This window comes from Vibrio sp. MACH09 (assembly GCF_033238805.1).
Classification (GTDB): domain Bacteria; phylum Pseudomonadota; class Gammaproteobacteria; order Enterobacterales; family Vibrionaceae; genus Vibrio.
The window spans coordinates 2,419,046-2,440,344 of sequence record NZ_BSFZ01000001.1; the positions used below are offsets into that span (position 1 = coordinate 2,419,046).

Annotated in this window: 19 protein-coding genes and 2 tRNA genes; 10 read left to right on the forward strand and 11 right to left on the reverse strand. The window is 42.0% G+C overall.

Going from position 1 to position 21,299, the window contains the following annotated elements; translation table 11 throughout:
* Positions 1-178: 178 nt before the first annotated feature.
* Positions 179-255, forward strand: a tRNA-Arg gene (locus CHJ_RS10760).
* A gap of 176 nt (positions 256-431) precedes the next feature.
* Complete coding sequence (locus CHJ_RS10765; RefSeq protein WP_317917661.1) at positions 432-926, forward strand: Fe3+-citrate ABC transporter substrate-binding protein; 495 nt, start codon at positions 432-434, stop codon at positions 924-926.
* A gap of 74 nt (positions 927-1,000) precedes the next feature.
* Here the strand turns inward: CHJ_RS10765 and gltX are convergent, their stop codons facing one another.
* The gene (gltX, locus tag CHJ_RS10770) at positions 1,001-2,428 is read right to left on the reverse strand and encodes a glutamate--tRNA ligase (protein ID WP_317917662.1); all 1,428 of its coding nucleotides are present in this window, start codon (positions 2,426-2,428) and stop codon (positions 1,001-1,003) included.
* 188 nt (positions 2,429-2,616) lie between these two features.
* Here gltX and CHJ_RS10775 point away from each other — a divergent pair, with 188 nt between their 5' ends.
* A complete protein-coding gene (locus CHJ_RS10775; protein WP_317917663.1) occupies positions 2,617-5,421 on the forward strand; it encodes a heavy metal translocating P-type ATPase in 2,805 nt (934 codons plus the stop codon).
* Positions 5,422-5,467: 46 nt separating this feature from the next.
* A complete protein-coding gene (locus tag CHJ_RS10780; RefSeq protein ID WP_317917664.1) occupies positions 5,468-6,334 on the forward strand; it encodes a TraB/GumN family protein in 867 nt (288 codons plus the stop codon).
* Between the two features lie 148 nt (positions 6,335-6,482).
* Here CHJ_RS10780 and CHJ_RS10785 read toward each other — a convergent pair whose 3' ends face one another.
* Positions 6,483-7,415 carry a Gfo/Idh/MocA family protein gene (locus CHJ_RS10785; protein WP_317917665.1) on the reverse strand — a complete coding sequence of 311 codons (933 nt, stop codon included), beginning with the start codon at positions 7,413-7,415 and terminating at the stop codon, positions 6,483-6,485.
* Between the two features lie 597 nt (positions 7,416-8,012).
* A tRNA-Pro gene (locus CHJ_RS10790) sits at positions 8,013-8,089 on the reverse strand.
* A 327-nt stretch (positions 8,090-8,416) separates the two neighbouring features.
* Here CHJ_RS10790 and CHJ_RS10795 point away from each other — a divergent pair.
* The 3 genes from CHJ_RS10795 (at position 8,417) to rluF (ending at position 10,366) form a co-directional block, all read left to right on the forward strand.
* Positions 8,417-8,557: a DUF3149 domain-containing protein gene (locus CHJ_RS10795; protein WP_171754666.1), complete on the forward strand. Its 141-nt coding sequence runs from the start codon at positions 8,417-8,419 to the stop codon at positions 8,555-8,557.
* 164 nt (positions 8,558-8,721) lie between these two features.
* Entirely contained in the window at positions 8,722-9,303 is a 582-nt protein-coding gene (gene smrA / locus CHJ_RS10800; protein WP_317917666.1) for a DNA endonuclease SmrA, read from the forward strand.
* A 91-nt stretch (positions 9,304-9,394) separates the two neighbouring features.
* Positions 9,395-10,366, forward strand: a complete 972-nt coding sequence (gene rluF, locus CHJ_RS10805; RefSeq protein WP_171754664.1) for a 23S rRNA pseudouridine(2604) synthase RluF — start codon at positions 9,395-9,397, stop codon at positions 10,364-10,366.
* A 199-nt stretch (positions 10,367-10,565) separates the two neighbouring features.
* Here rluF and ybaK read toward each other — a convergent pair whose 3' ends face one another.
* The 8 genes from ybaK to hemA form a co-directional block, all read right to left on the reverse strand.
* Positions 10,566-11,036 (reverse strand): Cys-tRNA(Pro) deacylase, encoded by a 471-nt coding sequence (ybaK, locus tag CHJ_RS10810; protein WP_171754663.1) that lies wholly within the window; start codon positions 11,034-11,036, stop codon positions 10,566-10,568.
* Positions 11,037-11,128: 92 nt separating this feature from the next.
* Positions 11,129-12,784 (reverse strand): bifunctional UDP-sugar hydrolase/5'-nucleotidase UshA, encoded by a 1,656-nt coding sequence (ushA, locus tag CHJ_RS10815; protein WP_171754662.1) that lies wholly within the window; start codon positions 12,782-12,784, stop codon positions 11,129-11,131.
* 369 nt (positions 12,785-13,153) lie between these two features.
* The gene (gene kdsA, locus CHJ_RS10820) at positions 13,154-14,005 is read right to left on the reverse strand and encodes a 3-deoxy-8-phosphooctulonate synthase (protein ID WP_317917667.1); all 852 of its coding nucleotides are present in this window, start codon (positions 14,003-14,005) and stop codon (positions 13,154-13,156) included.
* A 15-nt stretch (positions 14,006-14,020) separates the two neighbouring features.
* Positions 14,021-14,830, reverse strand: a complete 810-nt coding sequence (locus CHJ_RS10825; RefSeq protein ID WP_171754660.1) for a SirB1 family protein — start codon at positions 14,828-14,830, stop codon at positions 14,021-14,023.
* A 3-nt stretch (positions 14,831-14,833) separates the two neighbouring features.
* Positions 14,834-15,217 carry a SirB2 family protein gene (locus CHJ_RS10830; RefSeq protein WP_171754659.1) on the reverse strand — a complete coding sequence of 128 codons (384 nt, stop codon included), beginning with the start codon at positions 15,215-15,217 and terminating at the stop codon, positions 14,834-14,836.
* 28 nt (positions 15,218-15,245) lie between these two features.
* Positions 15,246-16,109, reverse strand: coding sequence for a peptide chain release factor N(5)-glutamine methyltransferase (gene prmC, locus CHJ_RS10835; RefSeq protein WP_317917668.1), 864 nt, complete (start codon positions 16,107-16,109; stop codon positions 15,246-15,248).
* A gap of 4 nt (positions 16,110-16,113) precedes the next feature.
* A complete protein-coding gene (prfA, locus tag CHJ_RS10840) occupies positions 16,114-17,202 on the reverse strand; it encodes a peptide chain release factor 1 (protein ID WP_171754657.1) in 1,089 nt (362 codons plus the stop codon).
* 8 nt (positions 17,203-17,210) lie between these two features.
* The gene (hemA, locus tag CHJ_RS10845; protein ID WP_171754656.1) at positions 17,211-18,479 is read right to left on the reverse strand and encodes a glutamyl-tRNA reductase; all 1,269 of its coding nucleotides are present in this window, start codon (positions 18,477-18,479) and stop codon (positions 17,211-17,213) included.
* Between the two features lie 180 nt (positions 18,480-18,659).
* Here hemA and lolB point away from each other — a divergent pair, with 180 nt between their 5' ends.
* From lolB to CHJ_RS10860, 3 genes are read left to right on the forward strand one after another with little or no spacing between them, the layout of a single operon-like run.
* A complete protein-coding gene (gene lolB / locus CHJ_RS10850; RefSeq protein WP_317917669.1) occupies positions 18,660-19,265 on the forward strand; it encodes a lipoprotein insertase outer membrane protein LolB in 606 nt (201 codons plus the stop codon).
* Positions 19,262-20,134: a 4-(cytidine 5'-diphospho)-2-C-methyl-D-erythritol kinase gene (gene ispE, locus CHJ_RS10855; protein WP_411861546.1), complete on the forward strand. Its 873-nt coding sequence runs from the start codon at positions 19,262-19,264 to the stop codon at positions 20,132-20,134. Before lolB ends, ispE begins: the two co-directional genes overlap by 4 nt.
* A 28-nt stretch (positions 20,135-20,162) precedes the next feature.
* Positions 20,163-21,107 (forward strand): ribose-phosphate pyrophosphokinase, encoded by a 945-nt coding sequence (locus CHJ_RS10860; protein WP_171754653.1) that lies wholly within the window; start codon positions 20,163-20,165, stop codon positions 21,105-21,107.
* The last annotated feature ends 192 nt before the right edge of the window (positions 21,108-21,299 follow it).

Genomic DNA, 21,299 nt, shown 5'->3' on the forward strand with positions numbered 1-21,299 from the left:
GTTAAGTGTACGTTATCAACAGAGTGAAATGTAACAAATATTATTTTTTACAGCTTTCTCGTTAACACTTTTCAACAAAAGCTATGTAAATTGACGGATATTCAATCAGTTGTTCTATTCAATCAGAAAAAATCGTTAAATTTCAGAGCGAATCCCGATATAATCACCAGCAAGTTACGTCCCCTTGGCACAGCTGGATAGCGCGACTCCCTCCTAAGGAGTAGGTCACAGGTTCGAATCCTGTAGGGGACGCCACTCTTCTTTTCTTTTACCAATCTCACTGACTGTCTTTAGCGTTACTCGTTGTTACTATTGGTTGTTTCCTCTACTTCAAACAGGCTCTGTTGATAATTTTTCGTTGTCAGCTTCAAATTTAGTTCAGAATGGCTTACTCTTTATATTAATAAATATGTCATTTAGATAGCTGAGTAATGAGTAAAAGCAACCTAACGACAAATACGGGTCATCGGTTTATCTCCAAAGGTAAAACTGCATTTAAGATCCATATTCATACCCCAGAAGATAAGATACTGCACCGCTCGGTGGGGTTTATTCGCTTGGGTGAAGAGAAAGCACTAAAGAAAGCCATCGAACAGAGAAACGATCTGGGCAAAGAGATGTGGGGAAAACATTGGAACCGACTTCTAAAAGACCCTTTTCTGATGACCCGACTGCCCCATGATTTAGAGCCTAAAATAGTTTATAAGTCTAGAGATCCCGCAACAAGTGAAGGCTATTATATTGCCAAATGGCGTGAGTATTTAGGAAATGGTGAGTTTAAGTATCGCAGCAAAGTTTGCTCTATTGATAAACATGGAAAACTGGCCGCTTACTCCATCGCGAAACGAGCACTTCTCGAAGCGCATAAAGATGTTATCGATATATTGATGTTTATGGGACGCTTAAACAGTATTGATTTAAAGTAATCAAAGATAATGGCACAAAAAAATCGGTCTGCTTTCAAACAGACCGATTCACTTTAAATCATCAGTACTTTTTCTTACTGAGCATTCGCCTCACGTTTAGCAATATACTCTAACGCCATTTGAATACGGCTAATAACACGCTCTTTACCGATCAACTGCATAACCGCATCAACCGATGGAGATTGTCCACCACCAGTCACCGCAACACGAAGCGGCATTCCGATTTTACCCATACCGATTTCAAGCTCTTCACAAACTTGAGCAATCATATTGTGCAAATTCTCTGTGCTCCAATCACTGATCGCTTCAACCTTGCTTAACGCCAGCATCAACGGCTCTTTTGCAACGCCACGTAAATGCTTCTTCGCTGCCGCTTGGTCGAACTCACTAAAGTCATTGTAGAAATAACCTGACTGTTGAGCCAACTCAACCAAGGTATTACAGCGCTCACCAACCAGTTGGATAACATCTGTAATGTCTGGTCCATTCTCAATATTTATCTCTTGCTGATCAAGATGCCACTGAAGATGAGTCGCAACGTAGCTTGGCTCTGATGTCTTAATATAATGGTTGTTCAACCATAAAAGCTTATCAGTATTAAATGCCGACGCCGACTTACTAATAGCGCCCAAACTAAATAGTTCAATCATTTCTTGCTGTGAAAAGATTTCTTGATCGCCATGAGACCAGCCTAAACGTACCAAGTAGTTATTTAGCGCATTTGGTAAGTAGCCTTCATCTCGATACTGCATAACCGATACCGCACCATGACGTTTAGACAATTTAGCGCCATCATCACCCAATATCATTGCACAGTGAGCAAATGTTGGTACTGGAGCTCCTAGTGCTTGATAGATATTAATTTGGCGAGGGGTATTGTTGATATGATCTTCACCACGAACAACATGAGTAATACCCATATCCCAATCATCAACCACTACCACAAAGTTGTATGTTGGTGCGCCATCAGTACGACGAATAATTAAGTCATCAAGTTGGTCATTTGCAATTTCGATACGACCACGAATTTGATCATCAAATACGACGCTGCCTTCTTTAGGGTTACGGAAACGAATAACACAAGGATCCCCCTCTTTAGCATTAGCGTTAGCAGCAATAATCTTTGCATGACTCGCATCATAACGAGGCATCTCTTTATTGGCTTCTTGCTCTTCACGAATCTCATCTAGCAGCTCTTTAGGTGCATAGCACTTATATGCTTTATCATCCGCTAGCAGCTTGTCGACCATTTCGTTATAACGATCAAAACGTTTTGACTGGTAGAACGGCCCTTCGTCCCACTCTAGTCCCATCCACTGCATACCTTCTAAAATTGCATCAACGGCTTGTTGGGAATTACGTTCAAGGTCAGTATCTTCAATACGTAAAACAAATTCACCGCCTTGATTTTTTGCATAAAGCCATGAATAAAGAGCAGTACGAGCACCACCGACGTGAAGATAGCCTGTTGGGCTTGGGGCAAAACGAGTTTTTACCGTCATGTAATTACCTTAGGGTTATAAAATGCAGCCGTTTGCTGCAAGACAAAGACAAAAGTGGCGGTATTTTAGCACTGTGTACCTCTATATCTCAATTGGGATTTAACGGAATCATTTCTTGGTAACTCTTGACCTTACCCTATAGGCAAGGTTTATCTTGACGTCACTAGTGAATAAAAGGGCATTATTTGATGAATCAGTTTACCATTCCGTTGAGAGGACTAGGGTGCGGCAAATGCATCAAAAAAGTCACCGAGTTATTTTCCGATACAACGGAAAACACGATTATGTCCCTATCCAAGCACTCTTTGGTATTAGAAACCACTCTCAGTTTAAATGACGTGATACAGCAGATTGAATCTCTCAATTATCAAGCTGGAAACCAAGTTACATTAGCACTTAGCGGTTTAAAATGCGGTAAATGTGTTAATAAGCTAAGCCTGCGCTTAGCCGAGCATCAACAAATAGCCACATTTGACGTAACTAAAACTGAGCTCACTTTAGTCACAACGTTATCCCAAGCAGACATTATTGACATAGTTTTCGATACGGGTTTTAGCGCCGAGAGCAAACAAGATAATATTGCTGAAGCTGAATTCGTCACCCAATCCACTGAGCAAGCTGAGCAAGCTGAGCAAGCTGAGCAAGCTGAGCAAGCTGAGCAAGCTGAGCAAGCTGAGCAAGCTGAGCAAGCTGAGCAAGCTGAGCAAGCTGAGCAAGCTGAGCAAGTTACCTTACAACAACAAGCCGCACAACAACAAAGTAAAAGTAAAATATCACTAATATTGCAAGGAATGACCTGTGCAAGCTGTGTTTCATCGGTAGAAAAAGCCTGCTTACGCGTGGAAGAAGTTACCCACGCACAAATAAATTTAGCCGAACAAACTGCATCCATATCATTGCTGTCAGATACTGCTGAAGTTCGAGATAAGTTAATAAACTCCATAAGCAGTGCTGGATACCAAGCCTCCATTATTGAAGATGAGTCTCAACAGCAGAGCCAACTACAAACGGCAAATATCAGAGCGCAACAGCAGTTTAAGCGAAGTGCTATTAGTGCCCTCTCTATCGGTGCCCCTTTAATGCTCTGGGGTGTTATGGGGGGAAACATGATGATCAGAAGCAGTACAGATCAATTCACTTGGGGCATTATAGGTGCCATCTGTCTATTACTGCTATTAACTGCCGGACGCAGCTTTTTCATTAACGCGTGGCAATCTCTAGTTCATCGAAGAGCGACTATGGACACCTTAGTCGCATTAGGTACAGGCTCCGCATGGCTCTATTCAATGCTCGTTGTTGTACAGCCTAGCTGGTTCCCTAGCGCATCTCGTCATGTTTACTTCGAAGCCAGCGCCATGATCATTGGATTGATCTCTTTAGGTCACTATATTGAAGCAAAAGCAAAATATCGTACCACCCAATCACTGCAAGCACTTGTCGGCTTACAAGCCAAGTTTGCAACGGTAAAACTCGAAACTGGCGACCAAAAACTGCCCATTGCAGACATTCAACTTGGTATGCAAATCCGAATAAAACCAGGAGAAAAAGTACCGGTAGACGGCATTGTGATCCAAGGTGAAAGCTACATCGACGAAGCAATGCTAACTGGTGAGCCGATAGCAAAATACAAACAAATTGGTGATAAAGTATCTGCTGGTACGCTAAATAATGATGGCAGCCTGGTTATTGAAGCAACAGGTGTGGGTAGTAAAACCATGCTGGCGCGTATCATTAAAATGGTGAGAGAAGCTCAAAGTAGTAAACCACCAATCGCCAAGCTTGCTGACTCAATTTCTGCTGTATTTGTACCAATTGTGGTTGCCATTGCCGCAATATCTGCGGTGGTGTGGTGGCAATTTGGTCCCGAGCCACAGGCGAGCTATATGCTGGTAGTGTCTACAACCGTTCTCATTATAGCTTGCCCCTGTGCATTAGGTTTAGCTACGCCACTATCCATTACTGTTGGAGTCGGTAAAGCGGCGGAACTAGGAATACTGATTAAAGATGCTCAGGTGCTACAAAGTGCGAGTCAAATCGATACCGTTGTCTTCGATAAAACCGGCACCCTAACGGTAGGAAAACCCACCGTACAGGACGTTACTCTACTAAATAACGCCAGTTTAAATCAGTTCCTAACCATGGTTTATGCGTTAGAAACTCACTCTCAACACCCTTTAGCTGCCGCTATCTGTGACTATGCTAAACAACATAATACATCGTTAGTTGAGGCATCTGAGATCGTCTCACTTGGTGGAAAAGGGATTAATGGCACGGTAAATAACGAACAGGTCATTATAGGATCAGTAAACTACCTACAAGCGCAATCTATTGTGCTAGATAAACAGGCCATCAACAGCTATATCGACAAGGCATGGACACCGGTTGTCGTTAGCATTAATGGTATAGCCGCCGGTATTATCGCCATTTCAGATCCACTCAAAGAGGACGCCAAACAAGCGGTAAGTCAGCTAAAGAAAAATGGTCTCGATGTCGTATTGCTATCTGGAGATAACCAGACTGTTGCTGAGCATATAGCCACTGAATTGGGAATCACCACCACAATAGCTGAAGTTCTTCCCGATGAAAAAGCCCTACATATAACAAAACTACAAGAGAGTGGTAGGAAAGTCGCTATGGTTGGCGATGGAATCAATGATGCTCCCGCATTAGCACAGGCAGATATAGGTATTGCGATGGGAAGTGGCTCTGATGTTGCGATTGAAAGCGCACAAATGACACTACTAAACTCATCACCTCTGGCTATCAATAATGCCATTGAACTCTCTAAAGCAACCCTTAAAAATATGAAACAAAATCTATTTGGTGCATTTGTATACAATATAATAGGTATTCCTATTGCAGCTGGAGTGCTATACCCAACATTTGGTTTTTTGTTAAGCCCCGTATTTGCCGGAGCGGCAATGGCATTGTCTTCAATAACGGTAGTATCCAATGCGAATCGCTTACGGCTGTTTAAAGTAAAACAGCCATAATGTATACGTGATATGCTGATACCACCATTGACCAGCAACAGTCGCCATGAGTAATAAACTGCAAACCTTCATAATGTTGACATTGATAACGCTCAGCCAGTCAGTTCTGTCTGAGCCTCTTTTTTGGCATGCTCAAAAAGGGCATAAGCAGTATTTAATACTAGGATCCATTCACATGGGCACGCCTGATATGCATCCGCTACCAGAAGCCATCTTTCACTATTTAGAGGATAGCGACGGACTCGTCACCGAAATCGATATATCGGATGACAATTACAGTTGGGCAGCTACAACCCCTCCACTACTCACTCAAGATAGTTTGAACAAAGAGCAGCAACAGCAACTTGCAATAATCAATCAAGAACTGGGATATCCAGAAGGTGCTTTCCTAACTGCTCCGGCATGGCAGACAGCGTTGACGCTACAGGTGTCACTATTTAAGCGACTTGGTTTGCAACAAGATTTGGGCATAGACAGAGTCATTACCGATCTCGCCATACAAAAAAACATTCCCATCACTGGCTTAGAAAGCTTAGAGTTTCAGATGGATCTGTTCAGCAAAAACCCTCAGGTCAGCAAGTTACTGCTAACAGATACCATAGATAACTGGCAACAGCATCAACAGATAAGTCGATGTCTACCTAAAGCATGGTTAGCTGGTGATAAGAGTATGATGATACAAATAGGCAGTGAAAGCGAAATAGAAAATCTGATTACAGAACAATTCATCTATCAACGAAACCAAGACTGGGCTAATAAACTTAACTCTATTTCGTTTTTACCAGATGGACGCTATTTAGTTGTTGTCGGTGCACTGCATTTAGTCGGACAGCAGAACTTATTGTCGCTGCTGTCACAAAAAGGATTTAAAGTTAGCCAACAATCACAATCGCAACAAATCACCTGCCCGTAAAGCATTTACTCAGAAAGTCACATCAACATATAGCTTAACGGTAATGCGGAACGACAAAGAAGATAGATTGATGTTAAATAGTAAAAAGTAGCAAGAACTCAGCACAACATTACTAGATGGGTAACAGGGTTGTGCTGAGACGCCTAAATTATTTCGAGCAATGACTAACCAGCTTTTGATATAGGCTATCAGCAAGCTGATGGGACGCGATGTTTCGGCAAACAACATCGCTGTCTAATTTACCTGAACTAACCACCGCTAACCAATCAGCAATCATCGCATCAAATCCTTTACTAGCAAGCATTGGGGTCCAATCCTTAAGGCTCAATCTAACTTGTTCATTTTCACGCCAGCGAAAGCCTTGAGAAAAAGAATCAAATTGATATGACTCTCCTGCGATATTGGCGCTGACTATTTCATTGGTGATTCCATGCTGCCTATTCATCGATGCATGTAACAATTGGTTGTTTTGTTGCCACTGAATATCAACTCTTGCCAATTTATCACCCTGCATTTGATGGGTAATATAAGCATCAGAGATGTCACTCTTACCATAAATATTAACGCTATCTAAAGGGTGAATAAAATCGTCAAATATAAAGTCCTTAATCTCTCCAACTTGATTAAAACGATTCTTCTCCCAGCGGAGTGAGCTCAGTTCAGCACAGTTACCTCTCTGTACCCCAATCATATGCTGGTTATACAGTGGAATATGACGACGGTTAAAGCCAACATACAGAGGCTGCGACTTTATTTCCGCTAGTTCATAAAGCTCTTCACACAAGGCAGCACTATTCGCCAGTGGCTTATCTACAAAAGTAGCGATTCCCTGATGTAAAAAATAGCGAGCAATTTCAGGATGAGCCGACGTAGCGGCATGAATCATCACAGCATCAATATTAAACTGAGGCAGTAATTTATAATCCGTACAGCACTCTTTAACTCGGTACTTGTTCGACAAACGAGCTAACGTGTCACTATTCCGAGTACAAAAAACCAGCTCAACGCCTTCAAGCTGAGTTATAACCGGTAGATAAGCTTTTTGTGCAATATCACCAAGTCCAATAATTGCTATTTTCATTTATATACACTCTGTTGCGTTAACCGTATAAGGCTATCATGAAATACCAAACCATATACAAACGGAACAGAGATAGTTTGATTTTAAATGCACTAAAAAGCTAAACATCTTCCTGAGCGCTAAAACACAAAAAGCCCCAACATTTCTGTTGAGGCTTTTTAAATATGATCGATGAAGAGCTGAGTTCAAGGAATAGCCGAACCCCCGACCCTATAACTCTGCTCTGTCACTGAAGCTGATGCTTATGGATAATTCTTATTACGACAAGCAGCAAAAAGCCCCAACATTTCTGCTGAGGCTTTTTAAATATGCTCGGTGAAGAGCTGAATTCAAGGATTAGCCGAACCCCCGACCCTATAACTCTGCTCTGTCACTGAAGCTGATGCTTATGGATAATTCTTATTACGACAAACAGCAAAAAGCCCCAACATTTCTGTTGAGGCTTTTTAAATATGATCGGTGAAGAGCCGAACTCAAGCAATAGCCGAAGCCCCGACCCTATAACTCTGCTCTGTCAGTGAAGCTGATGCATATCGACAATTCTTATTACGACAAACAGCAAAAAGCCCCAACATTTCTGCTGAGGCTTTTTAAATATGGTCGGTGAAGAGGGATTCGAACCCCCGACCCTCTGGTCCCAAACCAGATGCGCTACCAAGCTGCGCTATTCACCGAATATGTTGTTCTATTTGAAATACTGCCAGAGGGTCACCCTCTAGTCCGCTACTCCAAAAATCAGGATGCGCTGCCAAGCTGCGCTATTCACCGAGAACGGAGCGTATAATACGGATTATTGAACAAGACGCAAGGCATTTTGTACGCTTTTTTTACAATCCAGTCTGTTTGCTTAAAACATCAGCAGCCCAGTATAAAGTGTGAGCAAAAACGCAACAACAGAAACATTCATGTAACTATTTTTCCACAATTGATCTAGATCAGGACATGAATGCTTTACACTAATTAAATTAGTTTTTGTCATCAGTACTTTATTAGGAGCAACTATGGATTTTTGGCTAGAACTTTTATTTGGCAACGCTGTAGGTTTGTCTTCGATGATCGTGATATTTATTACAGTAGGCTTAATGTTATTTTTCGGTAGCTACTTCATATATAAAGTAATGAGTGACAAATCTCCTCACTAGATCATTAGCAATTAGAACTATTGCACCGGAGCAAATTAATATTTGTTCCGGTTTTTCTTTGCCTGTTATTTCTCTTAGCTAAAATAATCTAATTCTTCATCTACTGGCATCTTAACCTTACATGAGTATACTCTCTGTATGGAATACCCAACTGAGATGCCCTTATGTCTCATGATGATGAACTTGACCTCTTCCAGCAGATGATGGGAGACGTTAAACAAATTAAGCAAGACACTGCTGAACTTAAAAAACAACACCAAGTCACCGACGCTCATCTTGCCAGACGAGAGTCTGCTATCTGGCTTAGCGAAAATAATCCAGACTATCTCTCCTTAGATTATGCAGTAATGCTAAAACCCGATGACATCATTGCTTTTAAACGTGATGGCGTACAAGAAGGCGTATTCAAGAAACTAAGGTTAGGCAAATACCCTATCCAAGCTCGATTGGACTTACACCGAAAAACCCTTAAAGATGCCAGAGATGAGGTGGTCAAGTTCTTAAAACAGTGCTTGCGAATGGATATCCGTACTGTAATCATCATTCATGGTAAAGGGGAGCGCTCAAATCCTCCTGCAATGATGAAAAGTTACCTCGCAAGCTGGTTAGAGCAGATCAATGATGTTATGTGTGTCCATAGCGCTCAACAGTTTCACGGAGGAAGTGGTGCGGTCTATGTCTTACTAAGAAAAAGCCCCGACAAAAAAGCCGAAAATAGAGAAAGGCATCAAAAACGTATGGGGTGACAAAAATTAATGTTAAACTCCCCACTTTAAATGACAGCAACTGCCCTCAGTTGCTTTTTTTATCGTTGTGAAACGCCAAAGAGAATATTGTATGTCACAAGAACCGCAAGGCAAACGCCTAAACAAGTACATTAGTGAAACTGGATTTTGTTCCCGCAGAGAAGCCGACCGCCTTATTGAGCAAGGCCGCGTCACTATCAATGATTCAATTCCTGAAATGGGTACTAAAGTAATGCCCGGTGACGACGTACAAATCGATGGCAAGCCGGTAAAAGCAAAAGAAAAACTCATCTATATTGCCCTTAATAAACCGACCGGAATTACCTGTACTACAGAAAGAGACATTGCAGGTAACATCGTTGATTTTATCGGACATCATAAGCGTATCTTCCCTATTGGCCGCTTAGATAAACCTTCTGATGGTTTGATATTTCTGACCAACGATGGGGACATTGTCAACAAGATACTACGTGCTGGTAACAACCATGAAAAAGAGTATGTCGTACGTGTAGATAAGCCTATTACTGCCCAATTCATTGAGAAAATGGCCTCTGGTGTAGAAATACTTGATACCGTCACTTTACCTTGTAAAGTGTCTAAAGAGACCAAGTTCTCATTTCGAATTGTGCTGACTCAAGGTTTAAACCGTCAAATTCGTCGCATGTGTGAAGCGTTAGGCTATGAAGTGTTCAAGCTACGTAGAGTACGAATTATGAATATCTCTATTGACGGTATTCCTAATGGTAAATGGCGCTATTTAACCGATGCAGAAGTCGCTGAAATCAACCGCATGATATCCGACTCAAGTAAAACTGAAGAAGCATCTCAACTGGATACCAAAGGCAAAAAAATTAGACGCGCAACAGACGCAAAGCTATTTGATAGTCGGGAAGAGAATCAAAGCTCCACCGCGCGTAGAAACCAAAAACATCGTACATTTAAAGGCAGAGATGCCGATGAGTTCCGACACTCACCAAGTAAAAGGCGTGCAAAAAGCAGTTCATATTCAACGGATAAAAAACCGACCAAAAGAGTCTCTGGCACACTCTCTTTAAAAAAATAGCTTCTTACTTTGAACCACTCAATATCGAACTCATTTTAAGCAAACAGTGAGTTCGATTTCTCTTTTATTTAAGAATCATTATCGACCAAGCTGCCATCGCCTAGCCGCAACAAATCAGCAAACCACTCCAATCATGCGCGGAATATCTCTTACTACTGGAAAATACTTGCGACTCTGACTTTGTTAGTCCGAACTAAACTTAAGTAAGCGGGAAAAACGTTGCTCTCGACAACAGAGCAAGGTCATCGGGAGACAACTCAATCTCTAGACCTCTGCGACCAGCAGAGACGCAAATGGTCTCTAGATTACGGGCAGAGTCATCAATGTATGTAGGCAGTGACTTTTTTTGTCCTAATGGGCTTATGCCTCCGACAACATAACCGGTAGTTTTTTGCGCAATATCTGCATCCGCCATGTCCGCCTTTTTTCCATTAACCGCTTTTGCTGCCTGCTTTAAATTCAACTTTTTCATTACCGGAATGATCGCTACAGCTAAATTCTTGGCTTCACCATTAATGCAAAAGAGTAACGTCTTAAATACTTTGTCCGGATCATGTCCTAAGGCGCTCACAGCCTCTAGACCAAAACTGTGCTCGTTCGGATCATGCTTATACTGATGTATGGTATGAGCCACTTTTCTTTTTTTTGCTAAGTTTATTGCTGGAGTCATATCGTAATCACTAGGCTAACTCAATTATAGATAAAAAAACGGCGCTAAATAGCGCCGTTGTATCTTCAATTATTTGTCCGTTAGCGTCAAGCTTACTTGTAAACCATCTCACCTTTAGGTTCGAACTTGCTTACATCAATTGGACTGTTTTTCTCAAGGTATGCTTTAAGCACTTCTGCATCTACAAAGCCAGTGTTTACATGACCAGGGTTAGCAGTAAGTTTTGGATATCCGTCACCACCAGCAGCGTTAAAGCTTGGTACTGTGAAACGATATGTTTTATCCATATCTAGAGGCTTACCACCAATCATAACATTGCTTACTTTACCGTTAGCAACAGTCATTGAAATACCAGCAAATTGTGCATATGCACCTGAATCTACAGGTTTTGTCGCCACAACATTCAGGTAATCAAGAACGTCGCTACCTTTCATGTCATTAGTTGTAATGATGTTAGCAAACGGCTGTACAGTTAGAACGTCTTTATACGTTACATCACCTGCATCGATTGATGCACGTACACCACCAGAGTTCATTACAGCAAAGTCAGCATTAGTACGGTCCATATGAGCCGTAGCAATTAAGCGACCTAGGTTAGTTTGCTTAAATCGAACGATGTTACGCTCACCAACAAGCTTACCATTGGTTTCTGCTACTTTAACTTCTAGTTGAGCTTTACCTTTTTCTTGGTAAGGCTGAAGGAATGCTAATAGTTCAGCATCTTGTGCAATTTCATCTTGGATAAGAACACGTTTCTTCTTACCATCAACCTTGATTTTCTTCTTAAGGTTTACAGGGATTAGGTCATAGCTCACCATTTCTAGCTCACCGTTACGGAATTCATAGTCCGCACGACCTACGTATTTACCCCACTCATGAGCCTGAACAATCCATGTACCATTTTGGATATCTGGCTTACACTCAGCACCTGGCTTGAAGTTCTTGTTCATGACATTAGGGCCTTCCATACATACAGGCTCTTGTGAGTGTCCACCCACAATCATGTCAAGAGAACCTTCGTCTAGGTAACGAGCTAATGCTACATCGCCAGGAGCGTTCACGCCGCGGTTACCATTTTCGTAGTGCCCCATGTGAGTAACAGCGAAGATCAGATCAGGTTTTTCATTTTTCTCAATTTCAGCAATCAGTTTTTTCGCTTCAACTTTAGGATCACGGAACTCTAGACCACTGATAAACTCAGGGTTACCAATTTTCATTGTGTCTTCAGTTGTTAAACCAATAATGGCAATCTTAATGCCTTGCTTATTGATCATTTCATAAGCTTGGTACTTACGCTTACCCGTCTCTTTGTCATAGATATTTGCAGATAGAACTGGGAAGTTAGCCCAATCGATCTGTTTTTCTAGTACTGATAACGGGTTGTCAAATTCGTGGTTACCTAGTGCCATAGCATCATAACCAAGTTTGCTCATACCTTTAAAGTCAGGTTCTGCGTCTTGCAGATCAGACTCAGGTACACCAGTGTTAATATCACCACCAGATAAAAGAAGTACACTACCACCTTCTGCTGCCACTTCTGAACGAATTTGATCGATCAGCGTTTTACGTGCAGCCATACCGTATTCGCCGTATTTATTAGACCAGAAACGACCATGGTTATCATTAGTATGTAGAACGGTTAGCTTGTAAGTTTGGTCTTGCTCCCATGCAGGACTTGTCGCACAACCAGCTAGTGTCGCTAGAATTGCAGTACTTACCGCTGTTTTTAGTAATAGGCGTTGCTTCATCTTGAATTACCTTTCTTAATTATTCGAGGGGATTCCCACTTCTTATGCTTTCTACTATTGTCGAATTCAGCAGAAAATATGACCTAGTTTAAAATAAATAAAGAAATCATCCATTGTGATTTCATCATTATTAAATATTGATCACCTTTATATTACATAAATATTGCAAGAGTAAATGAACATTGCACACAAAACCAAAGCGAATCACAGGCAAACGGTTTCCTATGATGTCGATATTTATGCAGAACATTCAACAACCATTGCAAAGACTGCAACACAATGACTTTTGATATCAACAAACATAAGCTTGAGTATAAACAGTCACAAAAAAGCCAGCTAATTAGCTGGCTTAAAAATTTGACAGAACTCTTATTTAATTTCTATCGGTTCCATACCTTTAATCAGATCATCCAGTGCTTTCATTTGTGCCAAGAAAGGCTCTAATTTATCTAAAGGTAAAGCCGACGGACCATCACACCTAGCTTTTTCAGGATCGGGGTGAGCTTCAATAAATAGCCCTGCAATGCCTGTCGCAAGTCCGGCTTTAGCCAACTCAACAGTTTGTTCTCTTCGACCACCGGAAGCCGCGCCCGAAGGATCACGCATCTGTAGCGAGTGCGTGACATCAAAAATAATTGGGCTACCGTTTGACTCTTTCTTCATGACGCCAAAACCAAGCATATCAACCACAAGGTTATCATAACCAAGACATGAACCACGTTCACACAGAATGATTTTCTCGTTACCGCACTCAGCAAACTTTTCAACAATATTGCCCACTTGGCCAGGGCTCATAAACTGAGGTTTCTTAACATTAATCACCGCGCCTGTTTTAGCCATTGCTTCAACTAAATCAGTTTGACGCGCTAAAAACGCCGGGAGCTGTATAACATCAACAACATCAGCAACAGGTTGTGCCTGAGCTTCTGTATGGACATCTGTGATAATTTTTACACCAAATGTATCTTTCAGCTCTTGAAAAATTTTCATGCCCTCTTCTAAGCCAGGGCCGCGATATGAGTGTACTGAACTACGATTGGCCTTATCAAATGACGCTTTGAATACATAAGGAATACCCAGTTTTTCAGTAACCTTCACATAGTGCTCGCAAATCTGCATTGCTAAATCGCGTGACTCTAGTACATTCATACCGGCAAAAAGAGTGAAAGGTTTGTCATTGGCAACAGGAATATCACCAACATGGACGATTTTTTGTTCCATTGTAGTTCTCTACTTTTAATGAATAGTTACGGAGTTTTCATCCAAGGCATTTAACTGGCTTTTTAGCAGTTCTGCCGCTGGGTCTTCCGGACATTGATCGATAAAAAATTGATAATCATTTTTTGCAATCTGATGGCATTCCAGTTGTTGATAGATAAAACCTCTATCGCGAATCTCATACGGATCATCAGGAACAAAAGATAATGCCAAATCAGTACATTTCAATGCTAGGGTATAACGCTCTTCCCTTAGCAGCGCACTTTTTAAAATCGCTAACCAGCGACCTATCACTGTTGGGTGATCCGCGGATTCTAAATGCTCAGATTTCAGTTCCGCAAGTGGCCCTTCATGCCCAATAAGCCACGCACGCAAAATGTGCTCAGCAACATATTCACCGTTATAAGGGTTGATATATTGTGGTCGTTCATCAAACCAAGTGACTTTAACGATAAATTGCGTTGGGAAGGTAATTCCTTCCAAGGGAAACCCTAGCTTCCGACCAAAATAGAGCAACAGCGCACCAAGGCTAACTGGGATGCCTTTTTTGCGTTGCAATACTTTATCTATAAAGGCATTTTCAGATGAGAAGTACGCTTCACTGTCACCTTGGAACTGCCAATGGTGGTAAAAGATTCTTAGAAACGATTCAAATTTCTGCTTTTCATCGGTTTCATTAACTAACAGCAGTTCCGCCTCACGAAACAGCTTATCTAACTCTTTTTCAACCCAAATCACTTCTGTTTCAGGATTAACTGCATGGTTTAAGGCAATGGCGCCTTCCACCAACTCTAGCTGATCCAAGTCTTCGTCAAACAGATCAAACATGTTTTATCCCATTAAAGAAGATGTTTTAGTCATCGCGATGTTTGCCGCCATAACCAACCAACCTAATGCACCAAAAAAAGCGAAAATTCTTAATAATTTATTCTTCGCCATTTTTAAGGCAAAAAAGCCTAATGCGAAATACGCCAAAATACAGGTTACTTTTTGGGTGAACCATTCCGTTCCAGCAGTAAAAGGTATAAAGCCAAGTGAAATAATCAAACCAATACCGGTTAACAATAGAACAGTATCAACCACATGTGGGGCAATTTTAATAAATTTCTTGTCTATTAACTGAGAATTCGCCATCACTAATGCAAAACGAACAGATAATAAGATCGCACTCAACGCGATGGATAATAGATGGATGTTTTTTAGTGCCAAATACACGGTATTCTCTCTTTAAACGATAAATTTTTTAATGGAAATATTGACCGAGGGTCACTCTATCATTTCCAGCATAATCTTTCTCAGTCAACACACTAGTATAGCCAAGATCTTGCATAATAAGACGAACAGCCTCTCCTTGTTCGAACCCATGCTCAAACAGCAACCAACCCGCACTATCAAGATACTGACGGGCGCAATTGGCGATATGCTTTATGTCCGCAAGCCCTTTCTCTTCCGCCACTAGCGCTGATAACGGTTCAAACCGAACATCACCTTGCGCAAGATGTGGATCATTTTTCTCAATATAGGGAGGATTAGAGACAATCAAAGCAAACTTTGTTCCATTTTTTTGCTTATCTAAAGGTTCAACCCAGCTCCCCTGCAAAAACTCAGCATTTTTTATCGCCAAATTGTTCGCATTTTCTATTGCTAGTTGAACCGCTTCGTCACGTAAGTCCACCCCAATAACACGGCTATCCGGCAGTTCAGACGCCAAGGCTAATGCTATCGCACCGGTACCAGTACCCAGATCCAAAATATCTTGTTGCCCAGAAACTGCTTTATCTAACGCCAGTTCCACCAAGCGTTCCGTATCTGGTCTAGGAATTAGAGTAGAAGGCGAGACTTTAAGCGGTAACGACCAGAACTCTCTCTCCCCGGTGATATACGCTACAGGTTCACCGAGTGAGCGTCGGTTGAGTAAATGACTAAACTCATGCTGCTGCTGAGGTTCCAGCTCTTTATCCGGCCAAGTGAGTAGATAACTTCGTGGTTTCTTTAAAACGTGGCAAAGCAACACCGCACTATCCAATGATGGCGATTCACTGCCGCTCTGTTGCAAAGAGATAATGGCAGCTTTTAGTGTTGCTTCTATGGTCGTGCTGTCAGACATCCAATTAATACTGTTCTGACAATGCTGCGAGCTGATCGGCCTGATGCTCCTGTAGCACAGGATCAACCAAGCTTTGTAGATCACCTTCCATTATTTCCGCTAAACGATATAGCGTTAAGGTAATACGGTGATCAGAAACACGGCCCTGAGGGTAATTATAGGTGCGGATACGATCACTTCGATCACCCGTTCCTAGTAGGTTACGACGTGTATCTGACACTTCAGCAGCTCGACGAGCCTCTTCAACCTGAATAATACGCGCAGCAAGAACAGACATCGCTTTCGCTTTGTTTTTGTGCTGTGAACGTTCATCCTGACACTCAACAACGGTTCCCGTTGGTAAGTGAGTAATTCGTATCGCAGAATCAGTGGTGTTAACGTGCTGACCACCGGCACCTGATGCCCGGAAGGTATCGATTTTTAAATCTGCGGTTTTAATTTGTGGTAACTCAGCTTCTGGAATTTCAGCCATAACCGCAACAGTACATGCTGAGGTATGAACTCGGCCTTGAGATTCAGTAGCAGGAACACGTTGAACACGGTGCCCACCTGACTCAAATTTAAGTACGCCATACGCACCATCTCCAGACACTTTAGCTATCATCTCTTTATAGCCACCCTGCTCAGAAATATTGGAGCTCATCACTTCCACTCTCCAACCCATCTTCTCGGCAAACTTGCTATACATGCGGAACAGATCGCCAGCAAAAATGCCAGCTTCATCGCCACCAGCACCAGCACGGATTTCAAGGAAACAGTTTCGCTCATCATTCGGGTCTTTAGGAATCAACAGTATCTGCAATTCATCAGCCAGTTTTTCGATTAAAGCCTTGGCATCCTTAATCTCCTCCTGAGCCATTTCACGCATCTCTTGATCGTCTTCTTTCGCCATCTCTTGCGCAGCGATAAGATCATCCTGAGCTTGCTGATAAGCTTGGAAGCATTTTGTCACTTCTTCTAATTGAGAATATTCTTTTGAGAGTGCACGAAATTTGTCTTGGTCACCGATAATACCGGGATCACCAAGAAGATGCTGAACTTCCTCATAACGCTCTACGAGGGTTTCAAGCTTGGTAAGAATGGATGATTTCATAGTCTTCTTTAATTCTGTTGGAGGTCGTCAAGACCTAGACTCTGCCTTATTACAGAGAGTTTTTCTGGTTCACCTTGCTCAGCGGCACTTTGTAGTGCGCGTGTCGGAGCATGGATCAATCGATTTGTCAGTTTGTTGCTTAACTCCAGCAATATTTTTTCAGGATCACCACCAGAAGCAAGTGACTGAATGCTTTTTGCCATTAACTCTTCACGTATGACATTTGCTGAATTGCGATATTCTCGAATGCTATCAACAGCTTGTAAAGAACGAAGCCAAGTCATAAAGACGGCACTTTCTTCAGATACAATCGCTTCGGCTTGGATCGCTTCCACTTTTCGCTGTTCGATATTTTGGTTCACAATAGACTGCAGATCGTCGACAGTATACAAATAGATGTCATTAAGGTCACCTACTTGCTGCTCTACATCTCTAGGTACTGCAATATCAACAATAAGAATCGGCTGTCTCTTTCGCTTGCGAATCGCAGTTTCAACCATACCTTTGCCAATTATAGGCAAAGGACTTGCGGTAGAACTAATTACGATATCGGCTCGATACAAGTGGTCTGGAATCTCTTGCAAGCTAATAACTTCAGCACCAAACTGCTCAGCTAACCCCATCGCTCTTTCGCGAGTACGGTTAGCCACAATGATTTTACTGCAACCATTGTCAGCTAAATGCTTCGCCACCAACTCTATCGTCTCACCTGCCCCAACGAGCAACACCGTTGAGTTCGCAATAGATTCAAAAATATGCTTCGCCAATGTACAAGCAGCATACGCAACAGAAACGGCATTTCCGCCAATATCTGTTTCAGTACGTACTCGTTTAGCGACAGAGAATGTTTTTTGAAAGAGTTTTTCAATCGTTGCATCAACCGACATATCTTCTCTAGCCGACGCATATGATTGCTTAACTTGACCGAGTATCTGTGGTTCGCCCAGCACCAATGAATCCAAGCCACAAGAGACTCGCATTAAATGTTTTATGGCCGCTTGCTCTTCATAGATATAGAGACTCGGTTTTAACTCTTCGGACTTAACCTGATGAAAGTCAGTCAACCATTCAATAACTTTGCTTTTATTGGCAGAGTTTTTTAAATCACAATAAATTTCCGTTCGATTGCAGGTAGATATAATCACCCCGCTGTTAACGTATGCACTAGATTTTAGTTGCTGATGAGCCTCTGTCACTTTGTCAGGGGAAAAAGCAACCTTTTCTCGCAACTCAACCGACGCTGTATTGTGATTGATACCAATAGCAAGCAAAGACATTAAATATGAATTCTCAGGTTAGAAAATAAATCAAAAACAGAATTTTACTTTATGGGCTCTTGTATTAAAAGGGTTGGAGCTATTTGTTTTACTGACTTCGTGATTTCGATGATATAGTTACCCCTAAAGTTGTAATAAAAACCTTGTTAATCACTAAAAAACGAACATAAAACCATCAAAATGAAAAATTTCAATAAGTTTATCTTTTTAGTTTTGTCTATTTTGCTTGTGACAGGTTGTGAAACATTGCCAGAGCAATCAAAAACCACCGTTGAATGGCAATCGCATCAAGCACGCCTAACCGCAATCGAACAATTTGAAGCGTCAGGGAAAATCGGCTTTCGCTCACCAAAAGATCGATTAAGCGTTAGCTTTAACTGGAAACACACCGCTGAGTTGAGCAAACTCCGGCTGATTAATGTGCTCGGTAAAACCATGTTAACGCTAACCATAGATGATCAGGGTGCTAAAATTGTCACCTCAGACAATCAAGTTTATCAAGACAGCAGCGCTAACCGTCTATTCTATCAACTCACTCACATTATGTTTCCAGTAGAGCAGATGCAAGATTGGATTAAAGGCTTACCGACTCAGGCAGACAGCTACGCACTGGACGAGAACCACACATTAAGTTCTCTGCGTAAGACGATTGATGGCAAAAAATGGCGCATGAGTTACTCTCGTTACCAAGACATTGGCAGCACACCACTCCCTAATAAAATGACTCTGAGAGACGCAGACAACGTACTGAATATCGTTGTCTCAAACTGGAAGCTTGGCCAATGAACAACAAGACAGTGTGGCCATCTCCAGCGAAACTGAACCTGTTTCTTTACATCACAGGACAACGAGAAAACGGCTACCATGACCTACAAACTCTATTTCAGTTTATTGATTATGGTGACACTCTCACTATTGAAACAAACAAGACCGGCCATATTCGCATTGAGCCAAAAATAGAGGGATTACCAGAACAGCAGAACCTGATCTGGCAAGCGGCGAAATCGCTGCAACAACATTCATCATCATCGAACTTGGGAGCAAACATCTACCTAGATAAGCGGCTTCCAATGGGGGGCGGCATTGGTGGAGGTTCATCGAATGCCGCAACCGCACTTGTTGCATTAAATGTCTTGTGGGGCATTAATTTACCTAAGGAAGAACTGGCGCAACTAGGACTAAAGCTCGGCGCAGATGTGCCTGTATTCGTTCAAGGTTTTGCCGCCTTCGCAGAAGGTGTCGGTGAAAAACTTCAACCCGTTCAAGTAGAAGAAAAAGTTTACCTAGTTGTTCGTCCAAATGTCAGTATATCCACAGCTGACATTTTTAATCATCCAGATCTAACGAGAGATACGCCCAAACGGCCAGTATCAACGTTATTAAGCACACAATACGTAAACGATTGCGAAAAAATAGTGCGAATGCTGTATCCAGAGGTTGATCAGCAACTTTCATGGCTGCTACAATACGCGCCGTCAAGATTGACTGGTACAGGTTCATGTGTTTTTGCAGAATTCGACAACCACTATGAAGCTGAACAAGTATTAAATAAACTTCCTGACAATGTCTCGGCCTTTATTGCCCAAGGACGAAATATATCGCCCTTACATGAGACACTGGCTAACTATAAGTTAGCTAATACCCAACCGACTTAAAACTGGACGCAACCCTGAGGTTTCCACCGTGCCTGATATGAAGCTATTTGCTGGTAACGCTACACCTGAACTAGCCCAACGTATTGCTGATCGTCTCTATATTTCCCTTGGTGATGCTACTGTCGACCGTTTCTCTGATGGAGAAGTCGCAGTACAGATCAATGAAAATGTTCGTGGTAGTGATGTATTCATTATCCAATCTACTTGTGCACCAACCAATGACAACTTAATGGAATTGGTGGTTATGATAGACGCAATGCGCCGCGCTTCTGCGGGCCGTATTACTGCTGTTATTCCATATTTTGGCTACGCTCGCCAAGATCGTCGTGTACGTTCTGCTCGTGTGCCTATTACTGCAAAGGTTGTTGCAGACTTCCTTTCTAACGTAGGCGTTGACCGCGTACTAACCATTGACCTGCACGCAGAGCAAATTCAAGGCTTCTTCGATGTGCCAGTAGATAACATCTTTGGTACACCAGTTCTTCTTGAAGATATGATTGCTCGTGGACTAGAAGATCCTGTTGTAGTTTCTCCAGACCTAGGTGGCGTTGTGCGTGCACGTGCAACAGCAAAAGCCCTTGGCAATGTAGATATCGCTATCGTAGATAAACGTCGTCCTCGCGCCAACGTTTCAGAAGTGATGAACTTGATCGGAGAAGTGGAAGGCAGAGATTGCGTTATCGTTGACGACATGATCGATACTGGCGGTACTTTGTGTAAAGCAGCGGAAGCACTGAAACAACGCGGTGCAAAACGCGTATACGCATACGCAACGCACGCCGTTTTCTCTGGAAATGCAGCTAAAAACATTGGCAGCTCAGTGTTAGATCAAGTAATCATCACTGACTCTATTAAACTAACTGAAGAGATGGCAGCAACAGGAAAAGTAACTCAACTGACTTTATCTAGTATGCTGGCAGAAGCGATTCGTCGTATCAGTAACGAAGAATCTATCTCAGCGATGTTTAACTAAGTTCGAGGTTAACTGGTAAATAAGGCCTAATCTGGCTCTTCACTAGTTAAGGAACTTAGCTGTTAGACAGTTTAAAAAAAACGCTTCACGCTAGTGGAGCGTTTTTTATTATTTAGCCTCAGCGCAAGATAAAGTGATATCGCATCTTTCTACTTCCCTGTGCTATCATATCGCGCTTTTTGTTATTGCATG

What these genes read in the sequence shown, in the direction of transcription:
- CHJ_RS10765 (WP_317917661.1), top strand. Translation starts at nt 432, where the DNA reads ATGAGTAAAAGCAACCTAACGACAAATACGGGTCATCGGTTTATCTCC.
- gltX (WP_317917662.1), bottom strand. Translation starts at nt 2,428, where the DNA reads ATGACGGTAAAAACTCGTTTTGCCCCAAGCCCAACAGGCTATCTTCAC.
- CHJ_RS10775 (WP_317917663.1), top strand. Translation starts at nt 2,617, where the DNA reads ATGAATCAGTTTACCATTCCGTTGAGAGGACTAGGGTGCGGCAAATGC.
- CHJ_RS10780 (WP_317917664.1), top strand. Translation starts at nt 5,468, where the DNA reads ATGAGTAATAAACTGCAAACCTTCATAATGTTGACATTGATAACGCTC.
- CHJ_RS10785 (WP_317917665.1), bottom strand. Translation starts at nt 7,415, where the DNA reads ATGAAAATAGCAATTATTGGACTTGGTGATATTGCACAAAAAGCTTAT.
- CHJ_RS10795 (WP_171754666.1), top strand. Translation starts at nt 8,417, where the DNA reads ATGGATTTTTGGCTAGAACTTTTATTTGGCAACGCTGTAGGTTTGTCT.
- smrA (WP_317917666.1), top strand. Translation starts at nt 8,722, where the DNA reads ATGTCTCATGATGATGAACTTGACCTCTTCCAGCAGATGATGGGAGAC.
- rluF (WP_171754664.1), top strand. Translation starts at nt 9,395, where the DNA reads ATGTCACAAGAACCGCAAGGCAAACGCCTAAACAAGTACATTAGTGAA.
- ybaK (WP_171754663.1), bottom strand. Translation starts at nt 11,036, where the DNA reads ATGACTCCAGCAATAAACTTAGCAAAAAAAAGAAAAGTGGCTCATACC.
- ushA (WP_171754662.1), bottom strand. Translation starts at nt 12,784, where the DNA reads ATGAAGCAACGCCTATTACTAAAAACAGCGGTAAGTACTGCAATTCTA.
- kdsA (WP_317917667.1), bottom strand. Translation starts at nt 14,005, where the DNA reads ATGGAACAAAAAATCGTCCATGTTGGTGATATTCCTGTTGCCAATGAC.
- CHJ_RS10825 (WP_171754660.1), bottom strand. Translation starts at nt 14,830, where the DNA reads ATGTTTGATCTGTTTGACGAAGACTTGGATCAGCTAGAGTTGGTGGAA.
- prmC (WP_317917668.1), bottom strand. Translation starts at nt 16,109, where the DNA reads ATGTCTGACAGCACGACCATAGAAGCAACACTAAAAGCTGCCATTATC.
- prfA (WP_171754657.1), bottom strand. Translation starts at nt 17,202, where the DNA reads ATGAAATCATCCATTCTTACCAAGCTTGAAACCCTCGTAGAGCGTTAT.
- hemA (WP_171754656.1), bottom strand. Translation starts at nt 18,479, where the DNA reads ATGTCTTTGCTTGCTATTGGTATCAATCACAATACAGCGTCGGTTGAG.
- lolB (WP_317917669.1), top strand. Translation starts at nt 18,660, where the DNA reads ATGAAAAATTTCAATAAGTTTATCTTTTTAGTTTTGTCTATTTTGCTT.
- ispE (WP_411861546.1), top strand. Translation starts at nt 19,262, where the DNA reads ATGAACAACAAGACAGTGTGGCCATCTCCAGCGAAACTGAACCTGTTT.